We start from the raw sequence: 22025 nt of genomic DNA, 5'->3' as shown, positions 1-22025 counted from the left end.
GACATTATTTTTCCAGATAGCCAGAACCTTATGAGCGACCTCCCTGCTACCGATTTCACTCAACGTTTCCTGTTCGACGACCGCGACGTGCGTGGCGAGATGGTCGGGCTGGAGCGCAGTTATGCCGAAGTGCTGGCCAAGCACCCCTACCCGCAGCCGGTCGCGCTCCTGCTCGGTGAGTTGATGGCCGCCGCCGCGCTACTGGTGGGCACCCTCAAGTTCGACGGCCTGTTGATCCTGCAGGCGCGCTCTGAAGGCCCAGTGCCGTTGCTGATGATCGAATGCTCCAGCGAGCATGACATCCGTGGCCTGGCCCGTTATGAGGCGGACCAGATTGCCGCCGATGCAACCCTCACCGACCTGATGCCAGACGGCGTGCTGGCCTTGACCGTCGACCCGATCAACGGTCAGCGCTACCAGGGCATGGTCGACCTGCACGGCAAGGACCTGTCGGAGTGCTTCACCAACTACTTCGTCATGTCGCAGCAGATCAACACTACCATCACCCTGGCTGCCGACGGCTCGCGTGCCCGTGGCTTGCTGGTGCAGCAGTTGCCTGCCGACCGTCAGAAAGACAGCGATGAGCGCGATGAAAGCTGGAACCACGTCAAGGCTTTGGCGAACACTGTCAAAGCCGAGGAATTACTGGGCCTGGACAACGAAACCATGCTCCATCGCCTGTACCACGAAGAGGCTGTGCGCCTGTTCGACCTGCAGCCGTTGCAGTTCCGCTGCAGCTGCTCACGGGAACGTTCAGGCAATGCCTTGGTCAGTCTCGGTCAGGAAGACGCTCAGCAGCTGGTAGTCGAACATGGTGGCCAAATCGAGGTCGATTGCCAGTTCTGCAATCAGCGTTATCTGTTTGATGCGACCGACGTTACGCAATTGTTTGCTGGCGGCGGCACAAGCGGCGCAGCAGAAACACGTCACTGAAACGTTTAATTGCAGTGGATTCTCCTGTCGTTCTGCGATAAACCGCAGTTCTGACAGGAGGGGTCTACTTTTTTTGGGCTTTTCTGGCATAATCCGGCCACTTTTTTCGCTGTAGTCGTTTTTTTCGGACCACTACAAAACGTTTGGAGCACTCGGCCTCGGGCCGGATGGGGTATCTCATGACGCAAGCCAACAACACCGTGTACACCGACCTGAGCGTCGATGAGCTGGTAAAAGAAGCGCTGTCCCGCGGTGAAGGCGAGCTGGCCGATACTGGCGCGCTGGTCGTGAAAACCGGTCACCGCACCGGCCGTTCGCCAGCTGACCGTTTCATCGTCGACGAACCCAGCACCACCGAGGCAATTGCCTGGGGCCCGATCAACCGCAAGTTCCCGGCCGACAAGTTCGATGCCTTGTGGGCTCGCGTTGAAGCGTTCAACAACGCCCAGGACCATTTTGTGTCCTACGTTCATGTAGGTGCTGCCGCCGAGCACTACCTGCCAGTGCGCATGACCACCCAGACTGCCTGGCAGAACCTGTTCGGTCGTTGCCTGTTCATCAACCCGGAGCAGTACAACCCGGCCGGTCGTGATGAGTGGCAAGTGCTCAACGTTGCCAACTTCGAATGCTCGCCTGAGCGCGATGGCACCAACTCCGACGGTTGCGTGATCATCAACTTCGCCCAGAAGAAGGTGCTGATCGCTGGCATGCGTTACGCCGGCGAAATGAAGAAAGCCATGTTCTCGGTGCAGAACTTCCTGCTGCCGGCCGCTGACGTACTGCCTATGCACTGCGCAGCCAACATCGGCGAAGAAGGCGATGTCACCTTGTTCTTCGGCCTGTCCGGCACTGGCAAGACCACTCTGTCGGCCGATGAAAGCCGTTACCTGATCGGTGACGACGAACACGGCTGGGGCGAAGGCGTTGTCTTCAACATCGAAGGCGGCTGCTACGCCAAGTGCATCGACCTGTCCGAGAAGAACGAACCGGTCATCTGGAAAGCCATCAAGCACGGCGCAGTTCTGGAAAACGTGGTCATCGACGACGCCTCCAAGCACGCCGACTACGCCGATGTCAGCCTGACCCAGAACAGCCGCGCGGCCTATCCGCTGGAGCACGTTGCCAAGCGTTCCGAGAAGAACCTGGGCGGCGAGCCAAATGCCGTTATCTTCCTGACCTGCGACCTGACCGGCGTGCTGCCGCCAGTGTCGATCCTGAACAACGAGCAAGCGGCCTACCACTTCCTGTCGGGTTACACCGCGCTGGTCGGTTCGACTGAGATGGGTTCGGGCGGCGGCATCAAGTCGACCTTCTCCACCTGCTTCGGCGCGCCGTTCTTCCCGCGTCCTGCTGGCGAATACGCTGAGCTGCTGATCAAGCGCATCAACGGCTTCGGCTCCAAGGTCTACCTGGTCAACACCGGCTGGACCGGCGGCGGCTACGGCGTTGGCAAGCGCTTCAGCATCCCGACCACCCGTGCTGTGATCGCTGCGATCCAGAGCGGCGCGCTGGTGGGTGCCGAAACCGAACACCTGGACATCATCAACCTCGACGTGCCGAAAGCCGTTGAAGGTGTTGATACCAGCCTGCTCAACCCACGCACCAACTGGGAAGACAAGGCTGCCTACGACGAGGCTGCCAAAGGTCTGGCCAAGCTGTTCATCGAGAACTTCAAGAAGTTTGAAGTTTCCGACGCAATCAAGGCTGCCGGGCCGAAGCTGTAAGCTTTAACCGGTACGCTGGATAGAAGCCGCCCTTAGGGGCGGCTTTTTTTTGACTGTGGTTTTGTTCAGGGCCACTGCTGCCGTGCATGCAGGATGCGAATAATCTCGAGTTTTTCACCTGCGCAGCGGTAGACCATCACGTAATTGGGGCGAACCACGATCTTTCTGGTGCCGGGATAACGCCCCTGCTTGTATAGATTGGGTTGCTGAGCCGCTTGCCTTGCTTTGTCTCTGAATTCAGTATCCAGCGTGATGGCCGCGCCAGGGTTGCTTTCGGCAATGATATTCATGATTCGCAAGCGGTCTTCCAGAGCCATATTCAACCAAACCAGACGCATCAGTGCGGTTTGGCCCTGAGCGCGGCCCGGCGGGCGGCGAAGGCGCTCTCGGCGTCTTCGTCATCCGTCGCCGGCGTTGTATCACTCAGGCTGGCCTCAACTTGTTCAAAAAACCAAGTCTCGTAGGCGGCTGCATCATGCACCCTCTTCAGCGCTTCAGCTCGATCAGGCCGTTGATAAGTGCTCAATTGGCGAGGATCGTAATTGGAACTGTCGATCTCGAAGTGATCAATGCCCAGTTCATGTAGATAAACGACCAAGGTCTCCAGCTTCTTGAATAGCCTGACACTGCCGCTGCGTTGGGCGGTAAGCAGATGCTCGCTTTCATCGACATTGATCTGCACGGCCCAGCCACCCGGCTGGCCTACTACATGTGTCGCATGGACGCGGCCGGTCTCTGCTATCCGCCGAAGCTCGGCATGATTGAGTTGTAGTGTAGGCACGGGGGTATGTCTCGGTTTCATAGGAGCGACCATGCTATGCGATCTACAATTGATTGCGACTATATGACTTCCCAAGCCTTTGTGGGAAGCTTCGCCTTCATGTAACCAACCCGCGTGGCAAACCATGACCGAATCCCCCCTGCGCTCCGACTTCAACCACTTCCACCCAATCCTCACCCGTCCGCAAGACAACGACGTCAACGGTCACATCGCTGGCGCTACTGTGCATGGCTTTTTTGAAACCGCGATCCAGGCATTTCTGGTAGAGCAGGCTGAGCTCGACCTGCGCGACGGCGCGCTGGCGGGCCTGGTGATCAGCTCGGCAGCCGACTTCTACGCCTTGCCGGCGTTTCCGGATGTGCTCGAGGTGGGCCTGGGCGTGACGCGGCTGGCTGGCAGTACCGTTGAGTACCGTTTGGCGCTGTTCCGCCCAGGCGAGACCCAGGCGTGTGCGGCGGGCAGCCTGGTGCAGGTGTTCATCGAGCGCAGCTCAGGCCAGCCTGCCGTGCTGCCTGAGGCCATGCAGGCGACCCTCGCAGGCCTGCGGCCCAACCTTTAAAGGGCGCAAATGCAAAGGCCCCACCGGGAGGGGCGGGGCCTTTTGATGCCTGGGCTAAGCCCTTGGCTGTCAGTGACGCCAGTGGCGTTTCGGCTTGTGCTTGCGATGGCCATAGTGGTGGCCGCGGTCGTAGTGACGACGGTCATCGTAGCCGCGACGGTAACGACGCTCGTCGCGCTCGTCTTCATCGGCCTTGTTGCCCATGTAGTTACCCAGCGCGCCACCTGCGCCGCCGCCTGCGGCTGCACCGATGTAGCTGCCGTTGGTGCCGCCTACGCTGCGACCAATCACGTTACCGCCGGCTGCGCCCAGGGCACCACCGATTGCGGCTTCACCGCGTTGACGTTTATCGGCACCGACCGCACTGCCGGCTGCGCCGCCCAGGCCTGCGCCAATCGCGCCGCCGGTGCTGCCGCCAAGCTGCTGGCCGACCACTGAGCCGAGTACCCCACCCAGTGCGCCGCCAATACCTGCTTCAGTCGTGCCGCCTGCCATGGCAACGCCGCTGAGCAAGCCAAAAGACAACAACAGAATCGAGGAGTACTTCTTCATCAAGAGAACCTCAGAGGGATGACGAGGGCGAATTTGAGGCTCGGCGAGCACTCTGGCAATTGAAATCCGACGAGTAACACGAGTTGTACACAATTCTCTAAGTTACTGTTTTCAATATGAAACTTAATCGTTTTTTGCCTGTCATACGCTACTTGAGACAAAGCCCTGACCATTGCGGACAGGGCTTTTTTTGGTCTCCAGAAAGCCGATGAGGCTATGCCGTCAGAGGATTCGACCGGTGTCGCTGGCACGTTCCAGCTTGATCGCGATGAACTTGGAAGTCGGCGTGTGGCTGCCGTCGCCAATGCTCTCCAGCGGCACCAGCGGGTTCACCTCTGGATAGTAGGCCGCCGCCTGCCCAGCCGGAATATCGTAGGCCAGCAGAGTGAAGCCACGTACCCGGCGCTCGATGCCATCGTCCCACAGCGACACGATATCGGCCTTCTGCCCAGGCGCGAAGCCCAGACGAATGATGTCGGCTTCGTTGACGAACAGCACGTCGCGCTGCGCCTTGACCCCGCGGTAACGGTCATCCAGGCCATAGATGGTGGTGTTGTACTGATCGTGCGAGCGCATCGATTGCATGATCAGGTCCGGCAACTGGCCGCTGGCGCGTACGCGCTCATCGAGCAGCGAGTCGGGCAGCAGATTGGCCTTGAAGTTGGCGCGCCCGTTCGCGGTTTGCCACTTGCGGCTGCCAGCGCTGTTGCCCAGGTAGAAACCGCCCGGGTGTTTAAGGCGCTGATTGAAGTCGGCAAAACCGGGGATGGTGTCGGCGATCAGCTGGCGAATGCGGTCGTAGTCAGCCACCAGCCAGTGCCAGTCGACCGGGCGCTTGCCCAGCGTTGCGGCGGCAATACCGGCAATCACTGCAGGCTCGGAACGCATCTGTTTCGACAGCGGCTTGAGCTGGCCATTGGAGGCGTGGACCATGCTGAACGAGTCTTCCACCGTGACCGCCTGCGGGCCATCGGCCTGCATGTCGATATCGGTACGGCCCAGGCACGGCAGGATCAACGCCTGCTTGCCATGCATCAGATGGCTGCGGTTGAGCTTGGTACTGATCTGCACGGTCAGGTCGCAGTTGCGCAGCGCCTGAGCGGTGCGCGCGGTGTCTGGCGTGGCTTGGGCGAAGTTGCCACCCAGGCCGATGAACACCTTGGAACGGCCATCGAGCATGGCGTGGATCGCCTCGACGGTGTTGTGGCCGTTGGCGCGCGGCACCGGGAAGGCGAAGCGTTGTTGCAGGGCATTGAGCAGCGCTGCTGGCGGCCGCTCGTTGATGCCCATGGTGCGGTCGCCCTGCACGTTACTGTGGCCGCGCACCGGGCACAGGCCGGCACCGGGCTGGCCGATGTTGCCGCGCAGCAGCATCACGTTGACCATTTCCTGAATGGTCGGCACTGAGTGGCGATGCTGGGTGATGCCCATCGCCCAGCACATGATCACGCGCTTGCCCTTGCAGTACATGCGCGCAGCCTGTTCGATCTCGGCCAGCTCCAGGCCCGACTGGGCCTGCAGCTGATCCCACGGGGTGGCATCGACCACCGCCAGGTACTCGTTGATGCCGTGGCCGTGCTCGGCAATGAACACATGATCGAAGATCGCCGGCTCGCCCTTGGCCTGGGCCTCGCGCTCCCACTGCAGGAGGAACTTGGCCATACCGCGCAGCAGGGCCATGTCGCCGCCCAGGGCCGGGCGGAAATACGCCGAGTTGGTTGGGCGGTCGCTGTTGGTGAGCATCTCCAGCGCGTTCTGCGGGTGCTGGAAGCGCTCCAGGCCACGCTCCTTGAGCGGGTTGACGCAGATCACCTGTGCGCCGCGTTTGACCGCATCGCGCAGCGGGTCGAGCATGCGTGGGTGGTTGGTGCCGGGGTTCTGGCCCCAGACGAAGATCGCATCGGCGTGCTCGAAATCATCGAAGGTCACCGTGCCCTTGCCGACCCCGACGCTCTGGCCCAGGGCCACGCCGCTGGCTTCGTGGCACATGTTCGAGCAGTCCGGGAAGTTGTTGGTGCCGAACGCGCGGACAAACAGCTGATACAGGTAGGCCGCTTCGTTGCTGGCCCGGCCCGAGGTGTAGAACTCGGCCTGGTCCGGGCTGGTGAGGCCGTTCAGGTGCTGGGCGATCAGGGCGAAGGCGCTGTCCCAGTCGATCGGCTGGTAACGGTCGCTGGCCGGGTTGTACAGCATCGGCTCGGTCAGGCGACCCTGGTACTCGAGCCAGTAATCGCTCTGCTCAAGCAGCGAGGTCACGCTGTGGCGAGCGAAGAAGGCCGCATCGACACGGCGCTTGGTGGCTTCCCAGTTGACTGCCTTGGCGCCGTTCTCGCAGAACTTGACCATGCCGCTTTCAGGCGAGTCGCCCCAGGCACAGCCCGGGCAGTCGAAACCGCCGTTCTGGTTGGTCTTGAGCAGAGCGCGGATGTTCTTCAGTGCGTTGTCGCTGCCAACCCAAGCCTTGGCCACACTGCGCAGCGCACCCCAGCCGCCGGCGGCGCCGTTGTAGGGCTTGTAGCGAGGTGGGGTTTGTTCTTGCGGAAGCTTCTGATGGGAGGTCACGGCGATTTCGACTCCGCCACGGGGCTGAACACCCGTGGTGCACTGTGTTTGGGCAAATGAATAAGGTTGAGCTGATGCTTGCGCGCCCATTGCAGGGCAAGGCCGGTGGGCGCCGACAAACTGACCAGGGTCTGGATGCCTGCGCGCAGCACCTTCTGGATCAGTTCCAGGCTGCAGCGGCTGGTGACGATGGCCAGGCCGCCCTGGGTGTCGATCTGCTCGCGCAGCAAGGCGCCGATCAACTTGTCCAGCGCGTTGTGCCGGCCGATGTCTTCACGGCCCAGCAACAGCTCACCTTGGCTATTCATGAACAACGCCGCATGGACTGCACCGCAGTGCTGGCCCAGCGGTTGAAACTGATCGATGCGCCGGCGCAGGTCGTGCAGCCACTCGACCGGCGGCAGCGGCGCGCCGGGCAGGCTGGCCAGTTCTGGCAGCGCTTGCTCCAACGCTTCGACACCGCACAGGCCGCAGCCACTGGTACCGGCCAACTGGCGGCGCTGGTTTTTCAGGTTCCAGAACGCCCGGCTGGCAATCTCCAGGTCGGCATACAGCGCCGAGCCACTGCCAGAAAGCTTTACGCCGTAGATTTCATCGGTGCTTTCGACGATGCCGCTGCCGACACTGAAACCGACGGCAAAATCTTCCAGATCGGTCGGGCTGACCAGCATTACGGCCTGGCTCAAGCCGTTGTAGGCGATCGCCAGCGCGACTTCTTCGGCAAGCGGCGTGCTGGCACGCTCGGCATCGCTGAGTTGGACGTAGTCGTAGGTGTTGCTGGCGGCAGGCAGGGACAGTGCAGTGGACGCCGCGCAGACCGGAGGTTTGCTGTTCATCGGGCGCAGTACCGTCTGGCTCATTAGTGCACAAGCCTAGGCTTGTGCGTCGGCGACGTCTAATCGCAAGGTTCTATGCCGTGATAGAGCGCGTCGATTGGTCGCACCCGGGCGGTTTGGGCAAACCTGTCCTAGACTTGCCGTTCCGAGGATTTATCAACATGGAGCGCGCAATGAGCCTATTCAGTTTCGTGAAGGAAGCCGGCGAGAAGTTGATCGACCTGCTCACGCCTGGCAATGCCAAGGCCGAAGAGCAGATCAAGGAGCACGTGAGCAAGGTGGGGCTGGGTAACCCCAATATCACCGCTACGGTTGATGGGGACAAGATTACCCTCACGGGCGACGTGGCCAGCCAGGAGGAGAAGGAAAAGATCATTCTCGCGGCGGGAAACATCGAAGGTGTGGCCAGCGTTGACGACCAGATTACCGTGACCGGTCCGGTGGTTAAGGCGGCTGTTTTCGTCACTGTCGTGAAGGGTGACACGCTGAGCGCGATCTCCAAGCGGGTTTATGGTGACGCGAACAAGTACAACAAGATTTTTGAGGCTAACAAGCCGATGTTGTCGCATCCGGACAAGATTTATGTGGGGCAGGTTTTGCGGATTCCTGAGTAAGGAATTCAGGTCCGCGTATTGGGGCTGCTTTGCAGCCCTTTCGCGACACAAGGCCGCTCCTACAGTGACCGCGTCGTGTCGACCTGCGCGGTCCCCTGTAGGAGCGGCCTTGTGTCGCGAAAGGGGCGCAGAGCGCCCCCAAAATCCCGAATATCACACCCTCTATCAGTGCATCCTGTTCCGCGCTATCTCGATGTCATCCATGATCGCCTTGGCAAACGCACTCAGATAATCCGCTGCCCCCAACAGCTTGTGATCATTCTCCATGTCGCCCTCGCGGACCAGGTGCTTGATATAGCCAAGCAACACCGACACCTGCTCATAGGCATGTTCAAACGGCACCCCCGGCATTACCCGGAAAATATGACAGGGCTTGTCGCCTGCCTCGAAAAACGTTTCGACGCCAACGGTAACGTCTGTACGTGGGTGGTCGCTCATGCCGTTGCCTCCTGACGTGCCTGTAGCCGATGGAATACGTGCTCGACCAACCCGCGTGCGGTATCGGTACAGTGGCCGGCATTGATCAGCAAGTGGGTACCTGGCTCACCGGTATGGGTGCGGCAGTGTTGCTCCAGGGTTGCTGAAACTCCGCGCAATAGTTCGCTGGCGTGGGCGAGGGCGTCGGGTGGGTACAGGTCGGGTTGGATGGAGGCGTAGAAGACGCTGGCGGTGGGTGGGTCGGGGACGATTTTTTTCATGGCAAAACTCCTCAATTCCATTGACGGAGGCTGCCGCTCGACTTTCTCAGGGATCGAGGGTGGCAGCCGTGCGCGGGGTGAGAAACCGAGGGAATCAAGGAAAACTCGGCCGGACCGAAGTCCGCCCGCGCACGGCCGCCATAACGGCTTGCCGCGTGATTCATTCAACGGGTTCTCACACCCGGTCACCGGAAAACGGCAACCCAAGGACGTTATCCCTGAGCCATTTCCCCGACAACAGCGAAGGTTCGGCAAGGCGCGTAGGATAGTTCCGAAGCGACGTCGATTTGAAGCATTTGGTTGCAGTTTGGGAAATGTCTTACGGCTTTGGATCGGTGGATTGGGGCCGCTTTGCGGCCCTTTCGCGACACAAGGCCGCTCCTACAGTGACCGCGTAGTGTCGACCTGCGCGGTCCCCTGTAGGAGCGGCCTTGTGTCGCGAAAGGGGCGCAGAGCGCCCCCGGCAATCTCGCGCCTTGCTCACAACCCCGCCAACAACTCCCGATAATCATCAACCGCCGCAAACTCCTGAGTATCCCGCGGCGCTGCCTTGCTGTCCGGCTGCCGCACCGCGAGCAAATGCCCGACCCCATACCGCTGCGCACTGCGCAAAATCGCCAGGGTGTCATCAATGAACAAGCTGCGCGCCGGATCGAAACCGATATCGGCCTGCAAGGCATCCCAGAACAGCGGGCTTTCCTTGGGATAGCCGTAATCATGCGAGCTGATCAAACGCTCGAAATACCCCGCCAGCTCCACCCGCTCCAACTTCAACGACAACGAATCACGATGGGCATTGGTGATCATCACCACACGCTTGCCCGCTTTGCGAATCGCCGCCAAAAACGTATCGGCATCCGGGCGCAGGGCAATCAAGTCGGCGATCTCTTGCTTCAGCTCGCGGATCGGCAGGTTCAGCTCCTGGCTCCAGAAGTCCAGGCAGTACCAGTTCAGCGTGCCGGCGTTACGCTCGAACAGCGGCTGCAGCTCGAGCTCGGCCATCGCCCGGCTGATACCGTGCAGCTCGGCGTAGCGCTGGGGCAGGTGTTGCAGCCAGAACTGGTTGTCGTAGTGCAGGTCGAGCAGGGTGCCGTCCATGTCGAGCAGAACGGTGTCGATGGCAGACCAGGGAAGAACAGGCATGGGAAACTCTCGATCAGTCGGCTAGCCACGGTATAGTAACCCGTTCACGCCAAGGAGCTGCCCCATGCGCCAGAAACCCACCGTCCTCAGCCGCGAAATCGTCGCCAATAGCCGTTTGTTCCGGGTCGAATCCGTCGAGCTGCGCTTTTCCAACGGTGTCGAGCGGACCTACGAACGGTTGGTCGGGCGCGGTAATGGCTATGGCGCGGTGATGATCGTGGCGATGCTCGACGCCGAGCATGCAGTGCTGGTCGAGGAATACTGCGGCGGCACCGACGAATACGAGCTGTCGCTGCCCAAGGGCCTGATCGAGCCGGGCGAGGATGTGCTGGCGGCGGCCAACCGCGAGCTCAAGGAAGAAGCCGGTTTTGGCGCACGCCAGCTGGAACACTTGACCGAGCTGTCGCTGTCGCCGGGCTACATGAGCCAGAAGATCCAGGTGGTGCTGGCGACCGACCTCTTTGAGGAACGCCTCGAAGGCGACGAGCCGGAGCCGATGGGTGTCGACAAGGTAAACCTGCGCGAGCTGTCGGCCCTGGCGATGCACCCGCAGTTCAGCGAAGGCCGCGCACTGGCGGCGCTGTACCTGGTACGGGACATGCTCACCCAGCGCGGGTTGCTCAGCGTATGAACGATCAACAACTGATGCACGAAGTGGTCAAGCTGGCGCTGGCTGCCGGCGAAGCGATCCTGCCGCACTGGCGCGCTGATGTGGCGGTAATGTCCAAGGCGGATGATTCGCCGGTCACCGCTGCCGATCTGGCGGCCCATCACGTCATCGCTGCATGCTTGCAGGCGCTGGCGCCGCAGATCCCGGTGCTGTCGGAAGAAGACTGCGACATTGCCCTCGCCGAACGCGCCGGCTGGAGCCGCTGGTGGCTGGTCGATCCGCTGGACGGGACCAAGGAATTCATTGCCGGCAGCGAAGAGTTCACTGTCAACATCGCCCTGATCGAGCAGGGCGAAGTGGTGTTTGGCGTGGTCAGCATGCCGACCAACAACCGCTGCTACTTCGGTGGCCGCGAGCTGGGCGCCTGGCGCGCCGATCAGGACGCGCCAGCTGCGCCAATCCGGGTGCGCACTGCGCCGCCTGCTGACGCCCAATTCACGGTGGTCGCCAGCCGCCGTCATTCCAGCCCACAGCAGGAAGCGCTGCTGGCTGGCTTGAGCGGTGCAGTGGGTGAGCTGGACTTGGTCAGCGTCGGCAGCTCGCTGAAGTTCTGCCTGCTGGCAGAGGGTGAAGCCGATTGTTATCCGCGCCTGGCACCGACCTCGCAGTGGGACACTGCTGCTGCACAAGGCGTGCTCGAAGGCGCTGGCGGTGAGGTGATCGGCCTGGACGGCCAGCCGTTCCGGTACCCGGCGCGGGAGTCGCTGCTCAACCCATTCTTCCTGGCCTTGCCCAGCGCCGCCCCGTGGCGCCAGGCACTGATCAAGCTCGCTTCAGCGATGTAGCACGTACTGCCCGCTGAACGTGACGGCGGGCTCCGTGCTGCCACTGTTGCTGACCACCGTATCCAGCGTCAGGCGCGCTCGCCCTCGGCGCTGGTACATCGTCACGAAGCGCTCCCAGGCCTTGTCTTGCGGCGGCTGGCACCGGGCGACCGCGGCGCCGGTGACCGGCAGCGGATAGCTGATCTGGCCTTCCTGAATGACGATATGGCCGTCATCGATGCCCGCCTCGCGCAAGCGCAGGTGCAGCCAGCCCCAACCCACCAGCACCGCCGCGCAGTACAGGCTGCCGCCAAACATGGTGCTTTTGTGATTGACGTTGGCCTCCAGCGGCAGCTGCAGTTGCAGGCACTGGTCTTGCCAGCTGAGCACTTGCAGGCCCATCTCGCGGGTCAACGGGATGTCGCTGTGCAGTACTTCTTGCAGATATTGGCGGTCGTCGCTCATGGGCGCGAGTCCTCGTGATCGTCAGCGCCGCCGGCATGATCAGCAAAGCTCAGGCCGTGCTTGCGCAACTTGTCGTGCAGGGTTTTGCGCGGCACGCCCAGCGCTTCGGCGAGGCTGCGCATGGAGCTGTGTGGCTGGGTCAGTTCGGCAGCAATCAATGAGCGCTCGAACTGCTCGACCTGATCGCTGAGGTTGCCGCTGAGCAGCGGCGCGGCGCTGGCCGTGGCGGGCGGCTGCTGGCCGTCGAGGGCCAGTTCCAGGCCGAGGGCAAAGCGTTCCGCGGCGTTTTGCAGCTCGCGGACGTTACCCGGCCAGTCATGGCGCAGCAGCAGTGCCCGTTGCGCCGGTTGCAGGCTGTGCGGGGCGAGGCCGTGGCGCTGGCTGGCGGCATCGGCGAAGTGCTGGAACAACACCAGGATATCGTCGCCGCGCTCGCGTAGTGCAGGGATGCGCAGCGGTGCGACGTTCAGGCGGTAATACAGGTCAGCACGGAACCGGCCCTGGTCAGCAGCCTGGCGCAGGTCTTCCTTGGTGGCGGCGATCACGCGGATATCCAGCGGGATCAGCTGATTGCCGCCCAGGCGTTCGACCACCCGTTCCTGCAGCATGCGTAGCAGTTTCACCTGCACATCCAGGCTCATGCTCTCGATCTCGTCGAGGAACAGCGTGCCGCCATTGGCGAATTCGAACTTGCCGATGCGGCGCTTCTGCGCGCCGGTGAACGCGCCAGGCTCGTGGCCGAACAGCTCGCTCTCGACCACTGACTCTGCCAGGGCGCCGGCGTTGATTGCCACAAACGGGCCATCGCGGCGGCTCGACAGATCATGCAGGGCGCGGGCGACGACCTCTTTGCCGGCACCGGTCTCACCGAGAATCAGCACATCGGCGCGGGTGCCGGCGAGGGCGCCGATCTGGTCGCGCAGGCGCTGCATCGACGGCGACTGGCCCACCAGGCGGGTCGACAGTTGCTGGCGATCACTCAAGGCCAGACGCAGGCTGCGGTTGTCCAGCACCAACCGGCGCAGAGCCAGGGCGCGGCGCACGCTGTCGAGCAGGGCGTCGCTGGCGAAGGGTTTTTCAAGGAAGTCGTAAGCGCCGGCGCGCATCGCCTGCACCGCCAGCGGCACGTCGCCGTGGCCGGTGATCAGCAGCACCGGCAGCTCCTGATCGCGGCCACGCAGGTGCTCGAGCAGTTGCAGGCCGTCGATCCCGGGCATGCGGATATCACTGACGACGACGCCCGGCCAGTCTGGCTCGATGCGCTCGGCCAGGCCCTGGGCATCGGCCAGGGTGACTACCTTGAGCCCGGCCAGGTCGAGGGTCTGGCCCAGGGCCTGACGCAGGTGCGGATCATCGTCGACCAGGATCACCTGGGTACGGCTGTCGATCAGTGTCGTCTCGGGCGTCATGCCGAGGGGTCCTCCGAAGTGGGCAGGGTCGCGCCGGGCTTGGCCACGCGCATGCGCAAGGTCAGCAGGGCGCCACCTTCAGGGTGGTTGCCGAGCAGCAGTTCACCGTCCAGCGCGAGCATCAGGCTCTCGCAGATCGCCAGGCCCAGGCCGAGGCCTTGGGTGCGGGTCTTGGTGGTGAAGAACGGCTCCTTGGCGCGCTCCAGCGCTTGGCGGGTAAAGCCTGGGCCGTTGTCGCGAATGTACAGATAGACGTGCTCGTCGCGCCGTTCGGCACTCAGCCACAGCTTGCGCGGGTTGGCTTTTTCGGTGAGCGCATCGAGGGCGTTGGCGAGCAGGTTGCCGAGCACCTGGCGCAGGCGCGTTTCGCCGGCCTGAACCCACAGCGGCGCGTCCGGCAGGTCGCGAACCAGCTCCACCGCCATCGCCCGGCGACGCTTGGCCAGCAGGGCCAGGGCGTCGTCCAGCGCCGGTTGCAGGGCGACGCTTTCCGGCGCATGGCGATCACGCCGGGCAAAGGCACGCAGGTGGGCGATGATCGAGGCCATGCGCCCGGTCAGCTCGCCGATCAGCTTGAGGTTGCCGCGGGCGTCTTCGGTACGTTCATGGTCGAGCAGCACTTCGGCGTTTTCGGCGTAGCTGCGGATCGCCGCCAGCGGCTGGTTGAGCTCGTGGCTGATGCTTGCCGACATGGTGCCGAGCACCGACAGCTTGCCGGCCTGGACCAACTCGTCCTGAGCGCGGACCAGTTCCTGCTGGGCGCTCTCGCGCTCGAGCACGGCGCTTTTCAGCAGGGTATTAAGGCCTTCGAGGTCGGCGGTCCGGGCCACCACGCGGTTTTCCAGGTCCTGCCGGCCGCGGGCTTCGAGGTCGATGCGGTCGATATAGTGGCGCCGGCGCTGCATCACCAAACCGGTCAGCAGGATCAACACCAGCAGTGCGCCGGCGCCAATTGCCATGACCGTCTGCACCGAGCGGTCGATGAGGATGTGCGGGGCAAGGATGCTCACCTGCCAGCCGGTTTCCTTGATGTCGCGGGTCTGGATCAGCCAGGCCTCGGGGTTGAGGTTCAGCGGCTGCGGTGCCTGGGTCGGGTAGGGCTGGATGGCGAGCATCGCCGAGCGCTCCGCCGGAGTCAGCGGGCGGGTGGCACGGAAGCGCCAGTCCGGGCGCGAGGTCAGCACCACTACGCCGTTCTGATCGGTCAGCAGCAGTTGCTCGGGGGTATTGCCCCAGAGCGTTTCGGTGTGGTCGAGGTCGACCTTGACCACCAGCACGCCGATCACCCGCTCGCCATCGCGCACCGCAGCCGCGAAGAAGTAGCCGCGCTTGGCTGAGGTCGTGCCTTGGCCAAAGAAGCGCCCCAGGCGGCCTTCCATGGCTTCGATGAAATACGGCCTGAAGGCGAAGTTACGACCGACGAAACTGTCGCGTTTATCCCAGTTGGAGCCGGCCAGGGTGTTGCCGCTGACGTCCATCAGGTACATCACCTCGGCCCCGGTCTGGCGGGTGATGTCCTTGAGCAGGCGGTTGGCGTTGGTGATTGCTTCGATCTTGAACGGATCGGCCAACGCCTGGCGTAGCGCCGGCAGCTCGCCGAGGATCTGCGGCAAGGTTTCGTAGCGGTGCAGGGTGCCGAGCAGGTTGGCCACGTACAGGTCGAGGGTCTGGCGATTCTGCGAGGCGAGCTGGTCCTGGTAATAGCGTTCGGCCAGGTGATGCAGCGGCCACAGCAGCGGCGCCAGGCACACTGCCAGAAGGGCCAGGCTGCGCCAGCGGGGGCGTCGCGGGGAGGTCGGGGTGTGCATCATGTGCCAACTGCGCCAGAAAGAGTCTGGCGCAATTATGCGCTAGTTCAGGCAGTCGTTGAGCGCGTCCCGCCAATGCGCCTGGCTGACGTGCCACTGTTGCGCCAGAAGCGAGCAGTCCAGCCGCGAATTGGCTGGGCGCTGCGCAGGGGTTGGGTACTCACTGGAGCTGATCGGGATCAGCTCGGCGCAAGGCAGGCCGCGCGCCTTGAGCTGCGCGGCGATCGCCTCGGCAAAGCCGAACCACGAGGTTTCACCTTGGGCGCTCAGGTGGTAAGTGCTCCAGGCCCCCGCATCGCCGGCCTGCCAGCGCTCGAACAAGGCCAGGGTGCTGGCGGCAATGGTGCCGGCCCAGGTGGGCGCGCCGATCTGGTCGGCGACCACCCGCAGTTGCGGTTTCTCCTGCAACAGGCGTTGCATGGTCAGGAGGAAGTTGCGCCCGTGCTGCGAGTAGACCCAGCTGGTGCGCAGGATCAGGTGCTGGCCGCCAACGGCGGTGATCGCCTGTTCACCGGCCAGCTTGCTGCTGCCGTACACGCCCAAAGGGTTGGGCGCGTCGTGCTCGGTGTAGGGCGTGGCTTTGCTGCCGTCGAAGACGTAATCGGTGGAGTAGTGGATCAACGGCACACCGAGCTGGGCGGCTTCTTCAGCCAGCACCTGCGGGGCTTGGGCATTGATCGCGAAAGCCAGCTCCGGCTCGCTTTCGGCCTGGTCGACGGCAGTGTGGGCAGCGGCGTTGATGATCAAGTCCGGAGCCAGCTCGCGCAGCGGCGTGCGCAGCTGTTCGGGACGGGCCAGATCGAGCCGATCGCGGCCCAGGGCGTGCACGTCAGCTCGGCCTTTGAATTGTGCCTGTAGGGCCTGCGCGACCTGACCGTTGTGGCCGCAGATGAGAATCTTCAGTGGCTTCATGGGAACAGCTCACGAAAGCTCAGCCCTTGCTGGTCTTTGGCCGACAGCAACGGCGCTTCGACCAGCCCCCAGTCGATTGCCAGGTCCGGGTCGTCCCAGCGGATGCAGCGCTCGGCAGTCGGGTTGAAGTAGTCGGTGGTCTTGTAGAGGAAGTCGGCCGACTCGCTCAGCACCAAAAAGCCGTGGGCCAGGCCCGGTGGAATCCAGAACTGGCGATGGCTTTCGGCGCTCAACCGGGTGGCCACCCAGCGGCCAAAGGTCGGCGAATCAACGCGCACGTCTACCGCAACGTCGAGCACTTCGCCCTGGACCACGCGCACCAGTTTGCCTTGTGGGTTTTCCACTTGATAGTGCAAGCCGCGCAGCACGTTTTTTTGCGAGCGCGAGTGGTTGTCCTGAACGAAGTTGATGCTGACCCCGGTCTGCTCCTTGAAGGCGCGCTCATTGAAGCTTTCGAAGAAAAAGCCACGGCTGTCGCCAAACAGCTTTGGCTCGATGATCAATACATCAGGGATGTCGGTAGCGATGACGTTCATGGGTACTCTTCAGCCAGTTTGCGCAGGTACTGGCCGTAGCCGGTTTTCTTCAAGCCTTCAGCCTTGGCCAGCAGTTGCTCACGGCAGATCCAGCCCTTCTGGAAGGCGATTTCTTCCAGGCAGGCGACCTTCAGGCCTTGGCGGTTTTCGATGGTCTGCACATATTGCGACGCTTCCAGCAGGCTCTCGTGGGTGCCGGTGTCGAGCCAGGCGAAACCACGGCCAAAGCGCTCGACGCGCAGGTCGCCGCGTTGCAGGTAGGCATTGGTGATGTCGGTGATTTCCAGCTCGCCGCGTGCCGAGGGGCGCACGGCCTTGGCGATCTCGACCACATCGTTGTCGTAGAAATACAGGCCGGTGACGGCGTAGTTGGACTTGGCCACAGCGGGTTTTTCTTCGATCGACAGGGCGCGGCCCTGCTCGTCGAACTCGACCACGCCAAAGCGCTCCGGATCTTTCACCAGGTAGCCGAACACCGTTGCTCCGGACGGCTGGCTGACTGCGCGCAGCAGCTGCTCGCTGAAGCCTTGGCCGTGGAAGATGTTGTCGCCGAGGATCAGGCACACCGGGTCTTTTCCGATGAATTCTTCGCCGATAATGAACGCCTGGGCGAGGCCATCCGGCGAAGGCTGCTCGGCATAGCTCAGGTGGATGCCGAACTGGCTGCCGTCGCCGAACAGCTGGCGGTACTGCGGCAAGTCCTGCGGGGTGGAAATCAGCAGGATGTCGCGGATGCCGGCGAGCATCAGTACCGAGATCGGGTAGTAGATCATCGGTTTGTCGTAGATCGGCAGCAGCTGCTTGGACACGCCGAGGGTGATCGGGTGCAGACGGGTGCCGGAGCCGCCCGCCAGGACAATGCCTTTGGTCATGAGATCAGATCCTTGAATTGGGTGTTGCCCAGCCGCTCGCCCTGGTAACTGCCATCCTGGACGTTACGGCACCACTCGCGGTTGTCGAGGTACCACTGCACGGTCTTGCGCAGGCCGCTGGCGAAGGTCTCGGCCGGCACCCAGCCGAGTTCGCGCTCGATCTTGCTGGCGTCGATGGCATAGCGCAGGTCGTGGCCTGGGCGGTCCTGGACGAAGGTGATCAGGTCAGCGTACTGGCTGACCCCGGCCGGATGCTGGGGTGCCAGCTCATCGAGCAGGGCGCAGATGGCGCGGACCACGTCGAGGTTGGTCTGCTCGTTGTGGCCACCGATGTTGTAGGTCTCGCCGACCTGACCCTGGCTGACCACAGTGAGCAAGGCGCGGGCATGATCCTCGACAAACAGCCAGTCGCGCACTTGCTGGCCGTTGCCATATACCGGCAGCGGCTTGCCGGCGAGGGCGTTGAGGATCACCAGTGGAATCAGTTTTTCCGGGAAGTGATACGGGCCGTAGTTGTTCGAGCAGTTGGTCAGCAGCACCGGCAGGCCATAGGTACGCTGCCAGGCGCGGACCAGGTGGTCGGACGCCGCCTTGCTGGCCGAATAGGGCGAGCTGGGCGCGTAGGGGGTGGTTTCGCTGAACAGGTCATCGACACCGTGCAGGTCGCCGTAGACCTCGTCGGTAGAAATGTGATGAAAGCGAAACGCTTCGCGCCGCGCCGCCGGCAGCTTGCTCCACCAGGCGCGGGTGGCCTCGAGCAGGGCGTAGGTGCCAACGATGTTGGTCTGGATGAACGCTGCCGGGCCGTCAATCGAACGGTCCACGTGCGACTCGGCCGCCAGGTGCATGATCGCGTCTGGCTGGAACCGCTCGAGCACGGCGCTGACCAGCGGCTGGTCGGCGATATCGGCCTGGACGAACTCGTAACGGGTGTTGCTGGCGATCGGCTGCAACGACTCAAGGTTGCCGGCGTAGGTCAGCTTGTCGAGGTTGAGCACATCGTGTTCGGTGTGGGTGATCAGGTGGCGGATCAGCGCCGAGCCGATAAAGCCGGCACCGCCGGTGACGAGTATGCGCATCAGTCTGCCTCTGTAAAACCGGTTGACGTCGGATGGAGCGTAGCTTGTCGATTGCCGCCGGTACTGACAAGCGCATTGATTTGCGCAGCTGTTCTGTCGGCTTGTTTGCAGCTGCCCCTTGTATATCGGCCGCAGCAGTGGCGATATAAGCGACCAAAAAACCGAGGTCACACGCAAAATGCCCCTCAGCACCCTGATTCAGCGTTCCAGCCAGCCCAGCCCTTCGCTCAGCGAAGCGCAGGCACATGCTTTGCTCAGGGCGCATTTTGACCTCGACGGCAACCTGCAGGCGCTGGGCAGCCAACAGGACCTGAACCTGCGCCTGGACAGCGACCAAGGCCGCTTCGTGCTCAAGGCCTGCCACGGCAGCTATGCCGAGATCGAGCTGCAGGCGCAGCATGCGGCGCTGGCCTATCTGGCCGAGCAGGGCGTGCCGGTGCCGGGTGTGCGCGCTGCGCGCAACGGCGAGACGCTGCTGGCGCTGGACGTCGACGGCCAGCCTCTGCGCGTGCGCGTGCTCGAGTATATCGAAGGGCAATCGCTGACCCGCCTCAAGCATATGCCGGCCAGTTTGATGGCCGAGCTCGGCGCCTTGTGCGCGAAGGTTGACCTGGCCCTGGTCGACTTCGACCATCCGGGCCTTGCGCGCACCCTGCAGTGGGACCCGCAACATGCCCAGGCGTTGATCGAGCACCTGTTGCCGGTGCTGGGCGATACGCCGCGCCGCGCCCAGCTGCAGGCGGTGGTTGCGCAGGCAGTTGAGGTGTTGGCCAAGGTGCAGGCGCAACTGCCGAGCCAAGCGGTGCATCTGGATATCACCGATGACAATGTGGTCTGGCAGCGCGATGCCCAGCGCGAGTGGCAGTTGCAAGGTGTGATCGACTTTGGCGACCTGGTACGCACCTGGCGCATCGCTGACTTGTCGGTGACCTGTGCTGCGCTACTGCACCATGCCGAAGGTGATCCGCTGCGGATTCTGCCGGTGGTCAGCGCCTATCACGAGGTCAATCTGCTCAGCGAGGCCGAGCTGCTGGCGCTGTGGCCGCTGGTGTTGATGCGTGCTGCGGTGCTGGTGCTGAGCAGCGAGCAGCAACTGACGGTCGATCCGGACAATCAATACATCCGCGACAACATCGCCCACGAGTGGCAGATCTTCGAGACCGCCACCCGTGTGCCAGCAGCATTGATGGAAGCGGCGATTCTGCAAGCCGCTGGCCAGCAATTGCCGGCGCTTGCATTGACCGACTGCGCACCTTTACTGCCGGCGCTGGCAGGCCAGGCAGTCACCCGCGTCGACCTCGGCGTGCTCAGCAGGCACTGCGAGGCGGGCAACTGGCAGCAGCCTGGTTTTGATCAGGCTGTGCTGGCCGCCGAACCTGGCCTTGCTTGCAGCCTGCATGGGCAATATCGGCTGTCGCAAACCCACATCGACCGTCCCGACGAGCCGGCCACCTGTGCCCTCGGTGTCGAGCTGAAGCTACCTGAGGGCAGCCCGCTGCAAGCGCCGCATGCTGGTGTATGGCAGCGTGTGAGCGCCAACCATGGCTGCCTGCGCAGCGAGCATTTCAGCCTGTGGCTGCAAGGCTTGCAGAGCATGCCGGAGGATGGCCAAGCGCTGAATCTGGGTGAGGCGCTCGGCACTACTGGCAGCCTGCTCAGCGTGCAGCTGTGCCGCGATAGCAGCGTGCAGCCGCCGTTCTTCGCCACGCCTTCAGCGGCGGCCGCCTGGCTGGCGCTGTGCCCGTCACCGCAAGCCTTGCTGGGGTTTGCCTGCGACGCCGAGCCGCTGCCCGATGCGCAAGCGCTGCTGGCGCGCCGTGATGCCAGCTTCGCCCGCTCGCAGAAACACTACTACGCACAGCCGCCGCATATCGAGCGCGGCTGGCGCAACTACCTGATCGACATGCAGGGCCGCTCGTACCTGGACATGCTCAACAACGTCGCCGTGCTTGGCCACGGCCACCCGCGCATGGCCGCCGAGTCGGCACGGCAGTGGTCGCTGCTCAACACCAACTCGCGCTTCCACTACGCCGCTGTCGCGGAGTTCTCCGAGCGCTTGCTGGCGCTGGCGCCGGAAGGCTTTGATCGGGTGTTTCTGGTCAACAGCGGCACCGAGGCCAACGACCTCGCCATCCGTCTGGCCTGGGCTTACAGTGGCGGGCGTGACCTGATCAGCGTGCTGGAGGCTTATCACGGCTGGTCGGTGGCTACCGATGCGATTTCCACCTCGATCGCCGACAACCCGCAAGCGCTGCAAACCCGCCCGGACTGGGTGCATCCGGTCGAGGCGCCGAACACCTTCCGCGGTCGCTATCGCGGCGATGACAGCACCGCTGACTACCTGCGTGACGTCGATGCCAAGCTGGCCGACCTCGACGCCCGCGGCCGTCAGCTGGCGGGAATGATCTGCGAGCCGGTGTACGGCAACGCCGGCGGTATTTCGCTGCCGCCGGGCTACCTGCGCGAGGCCTACGCCAAGGTCCGTGCCCGTGGTGGGGTGTGCATCGCCGATGAGGTGCAGGTCGGTTATGGCCGCCTCGGTGATTACTTCTGGGGCTTCGAGCAACAGGGTGTTGCCCCGGACATCATCACCATGGCCAAAGGCATGGGCAACGGCCAGCCGCTGGGTGCGGTGATCACCCGTCGTGAGATCGCCGAGGCGCTGGAAGCCGAGGGGTACTTCTTCTCTTCCGCCGGCGGCAGCCCGGTCAGTTGCCGGATCGGCCTGGCCGTGCTCGACGTGATGCAGGAGGAGGGCCTGTGGGACAACACCCGCAAGGTCGGCGGCTACTTCAAGGCGCGCTTGCAGGCATTGGTCGATAAACATCCGCTGGCGGGTGCTACCCATGGCTCAGGGTTCTATCTGGGGCTGGAGCTGGTACGTGATCGGCACACCCTTGAACCGGCCACTGAAGAAACCACTACCTTGTGCAATCGCCTGCGCGATCTGGGCATCTTCATGCAGCCAACCGGCGATTACCTGAACATTCTCAAGATCAAACCACCGATGTGCACCACCCGGGCCAGCGTCGATTACTTCGTCGATTGTGTGGATCGCATCCTGCAAGAAGGCCTCTAGCAGCGAACTGGGTCGTCTCAATACTCGAT

At 63.1% G+C, this 22025-nt stretch carries 22 protein-coding genes; 7 read left to right on the top strand and 15 right to left on the bottom strand.

The genetic code is table 11. The features are described 5' to 3' along the window. Positions 1-30: 30 nt before the first annotated feature. Together hslO and K3F44_RS18440 are read left to right on the top strand one after the other, a co-directional pair. Positions 31-933, top strand: a complete 903-nt coding sequence (hslO, locus tag K3F44_RS18445) for an Hsp33 family molecular chaperone HslO (protein ID WP_101322546.1) — start codon at positions 31-33, stop codon at positions 931-933. A gap of 179 nt (positions 934-1112) precedes the next feature. Next, on the top strand, positions 1113-2657 hold the full coding sequence (locus K3F44_RS18440) for a phosphoenolpyruvate carboxykinase (RefSeq protein WP_150573324.1): 1545 nt from the start codon (positions 1113-1115) through the stop codon (positions 2655-2657). Between the two features lie 65 nt (positions 2658-2722). Here K3F44_RS18440 and K3F44_RS18435 read toward each other — a convergent pair whose 3' ends face one another. Together K3F44_RS18435 and K3F44_RS18430 are read right to left on the bottom strand one after the other, a co-directional pair. Continuing rightward, a complete protein-coding gene (locus K3F44_RS18435; protein ID WP_220632755.1) occupies positions 2723-2995 on the bottom strand; it encodes a type II toxin-antitoxin system RelE/ParE family toxin in 273 nt (90 codons plus the stop codon). Then, on the bottom strand, positions 2995-3339 hold the full coding sequence (locus K3F44_RS18430) for a hypothetical protein (RefSeq protein ID WP_224785581.1): 345 nt from the start codon (positions 3337-3339) through the stop codon (positions 2995-2997). The genes K3F44_RS18435 and K3F44_RS18430 overlap by 1 nt, the downstream gene beginning before the upstream one ends. A 223-nt stretch (positions 3340-3562) precedes the next feature. Here K3F44_RS18430 and K3F44_RS18425 point away from each other — a divergent pair, with 223 nt between their 5' ends. After that, positions 3563-3997, top strand: a complete 435-nt coding sequence (locus tag K3F44_RS18425) for a thioesterase family protein (protein WP_101322544.1) — start codon at positions 3563-3565, stop codon at positions 3995-3997. Between the two features lie 69 nt (positions 3998-4066). On the opposite strand, the gene K3F44_RS18420 is transcribed toward K3F44_RS18425, so the two are convergent. From K3F44_RS18420 to fdhD, 3 genes are all read right to left on the bottom strand, one after another. Then, on the bottom strand, positions 4067-4549 hold the full coding sequence (locus tag K3F44_RS18420) for a glycine zipper domain-containing protein (RefSeq protein ID WP_220632754.1): 483 nt from the start codon (positions 4547-4549) through the stop codon (positions 4067-4069). A gap of 222 nt (positions 4550-4771) precedes the next feature. Then, entirely contained in the window at positions 4772-7111 is a 2340-nt protein-coding gene (locus K3F44_RS18415) for an FdhF/YdeP family oxidoreductase (RefSeq protein WP_101322542.1), read from the bottom strand. Continuing rightward, positions 7108-7947, bottom strand: coding sequence for a formate dehydrogenase accessory sulfurtransferase FdhD (gene fdhD, locus K3F44_RS18410; RefSeq protein WP_220632753.1), 840 nt, complete (start codon positions 7945-7947; stop codon positions 7108-7110). Before fdhD ends, K3F44_RS18415 begins: the two co-directional genes overlap by 4 nt. 173 nt (positions 7948-8120) lie before the next feature. Here fdhD and lysM point away from each other — a divergent pair, with 173 nt between their 5' ends. Further along, positions 8121-8561: a peptidoglycan-binding protein LysM gene (lysM, locus tag K3F44_RS18405; protein WP_101322541.1), complete on the top strand. Its 441-nt coding sequence runs from the start codon at positions 8121-8123 to the stop codon at positions 8559-8561. A gap of 165 nt (positions 8562-8726) precedes the next feature. On the opposite strand, the gene K3F44_RS18400 is transcribed toward lysM, so the two are convergent. From K3F44_RS18400 to yrfG, 3 genes are all read right to left on the bottom strand, one after another. Continuing rightward, a complete protein-coding gene (locus K3F44_RS18400; protein WP_181089032.1) occupies positions 8727-8999 on the bottom strand; it encodes a DUF3077 domain-containing protein in 273 nt (90 codons plus the stop codon). Then, entirely contained in the window at positions 8996-9259 is a 264-nt protein-coding gene (locus K3F44_RS18395; protein WP_150570507.1) for a hypothetical protein, read from the bottom strand. Before K3F44_RS18395 ends, K3F44_RS18400 begins: the two co-directional genes overlap by 4 nt. Positions 9260-9739: 480 nt before the next feature. After that, complete coding sequence (yrfG, locus tag K3F44_RS18390; protein WP_101322538.1) at positions 9740-10402, bottom strand: GMP/IMP nucleotidase; 663 nt, start codon at positions 10400-10402, stop codon at positions 9740-9742. A 64-nt stretch (positions 10403-10466) separates the two neighbouring features. Here yrfG and nudE point away from each other — a divergent pair, with 64 nt between their 5' ends. Together nudE and cysQ are read left to right on the top strand one after the other, a co-directional pair. Then, on the top strand, positions 10467-11033 hold the full coding sequence (nudE, locus tag K3F44_RS18385; protein WP_150570505.1) for an ADP compounds hydrolase NudE: 567 nt from the start codon (positions 10467-10469) through the stop codon (positions 11031-11033). Beyond that, positions 11030-11857 (top strand): 3'(2'),5'-bisphosphate nucleotidase CysQ, encoded by an 828-nt coding sequence (cysQ, locus tag K3F44_RS18380; RefSeq protein ID WP_220632752.1) that lies wholly within the window; start codon positions 11030-11032, stop codon positions 11855-11857. Before nudE ends, cysQ begins: the two co-directional genes overlap by 4 nt. On the opposite strand, the gene K3F44_RS18375 is transcribed toward cysQ, so the two are convergent. From K3F44_RS18375 to rfbB, 7 genes are read right to left on the bottom strand one after another with little or no spacing between them, the layout of a single operon-like run. After that, complete coding sequence (locus K3F44_RS18375; RefSeq protein WP_220632751.1) at positions 11846-12301, bottom strand: YiiD C-terminal domain-containing protein; 456 nt, start codon at positions 12299-12301, stop codon at positions 11846-11848. The genes cysQ and K3F44_RS18375 overlap by 12 nt on opposite strands. Beyond that, positions 12298-13710, bottom strand: a complete 1413-nt coding sequence (locus K3F44_RS18370) for a sigma-54 dependent transcriptional regulator (protein ID WP_150573328.1) — start codon at positions 13708-13710, stop codon at positions 12298-12300. Before K3F44_RS18370 ends, K3F44_RS18375 begins: the two co-directional genes overlap by 4 nt. Further along, a complete protein-coding gene (locus K3F44_RS18365; protein ID WP_101322533.1) occupies positions 13707-15521 on the bottom strand; it encodes an ATP-binding protein in 1815 nt (604 codons plus the stop codon). Before K3F44_RS18365 ends, K3F44_RS18370 begins: the two co-directional genes overlap by 4 nt. 39 nt (positions 15522-15560) lie before the next feature. Beyond that, the gene (gene rfbD, locus K3F44_RS18360) at positions 15561-16421 is read right to left on the bottom strand and encodes a dTDP-4-dehydrorhamnose reductase (RefSeq protein WP_220634206.1); all 861 of its coding nucleotides are present in this window, start codon (positions 16419-16421) and stop codon (positions 15561-15563) included. 5 nt (positions 16422-16426) lie between these two features. Further along, the gene (rfbC, locus tag K3F44_RS18355) at positions 16427-16966 is read right to left on the bottom strand and encodes a dTDP-4-dehydrorhamnose 3,5-epimerase (protein ID WP_150570501.1); all 540 of its coding nucleotides are present in this window, start codon (positions 16964-16966) and stop codon (positions 16427-16429) included. Beyond that, a complete protein-coding gene (gene rfbA / locus K3F44_RS18350) occupies positions 16963-17838 on the bottom strand; it encodes a glucose-1-phosphate thymidylyltransferase RfbA (RefSeq protein ID WP_101322531.1) in 876 nt (291 codons plus the stop codon). The genes rfbC and rfbA overlap by 4 nt, the downstream gene beginning before the upstream one ends. Continuing rightward, complete coding sequence (rfbB, locus tag K3F44_RS18345; protein WP_101322530.1) at positions 17835-18917, bottom strand: dTDP-glucose 4,6-dehydratase; 1083 nt, start codon at positions 18915-18917, stop codon at positions 17835-17837. Before rfbB ends, rfbA begins: the two co-directional genes overlap by 4 nt. Positions 18918-19095: 178 nt before the next feature. On the opposite strand from rfbB, the gene K3F44_RS18340 reads away from it, so the two are divergent. After that, complete coding sequence (locus K3F44_RS18340; RefSeq protein WP_220632750.1) at positions 19096-21996, top strand: aminotransferase; 2901 nt, start codon at positions 19096-19098, stop codon at positions 21994-21996. The last annotated feature ends 29 nt before the right edge of the window (positions 21997-22025 follow it).

Origin of the sequence: Pseudomonas sp. S07E 245 (genome assembly GCF_019599025.1) — a bacterium.
In the GTDB taxonomy this organism is placed as follows: domain Bacteria; phylum Pseudomonadota; class Gammaproteobacteria; order Pseudomonadales; family Pseudomonadaceae; genus Aquipseudomonas; species Aquipseudomonas shirazensis.
The sequence above is the reverse complement of the archived record's forward strand: the minus strand, read 5'-3'. Positions and strand labels throughout refer to the sequence as shown.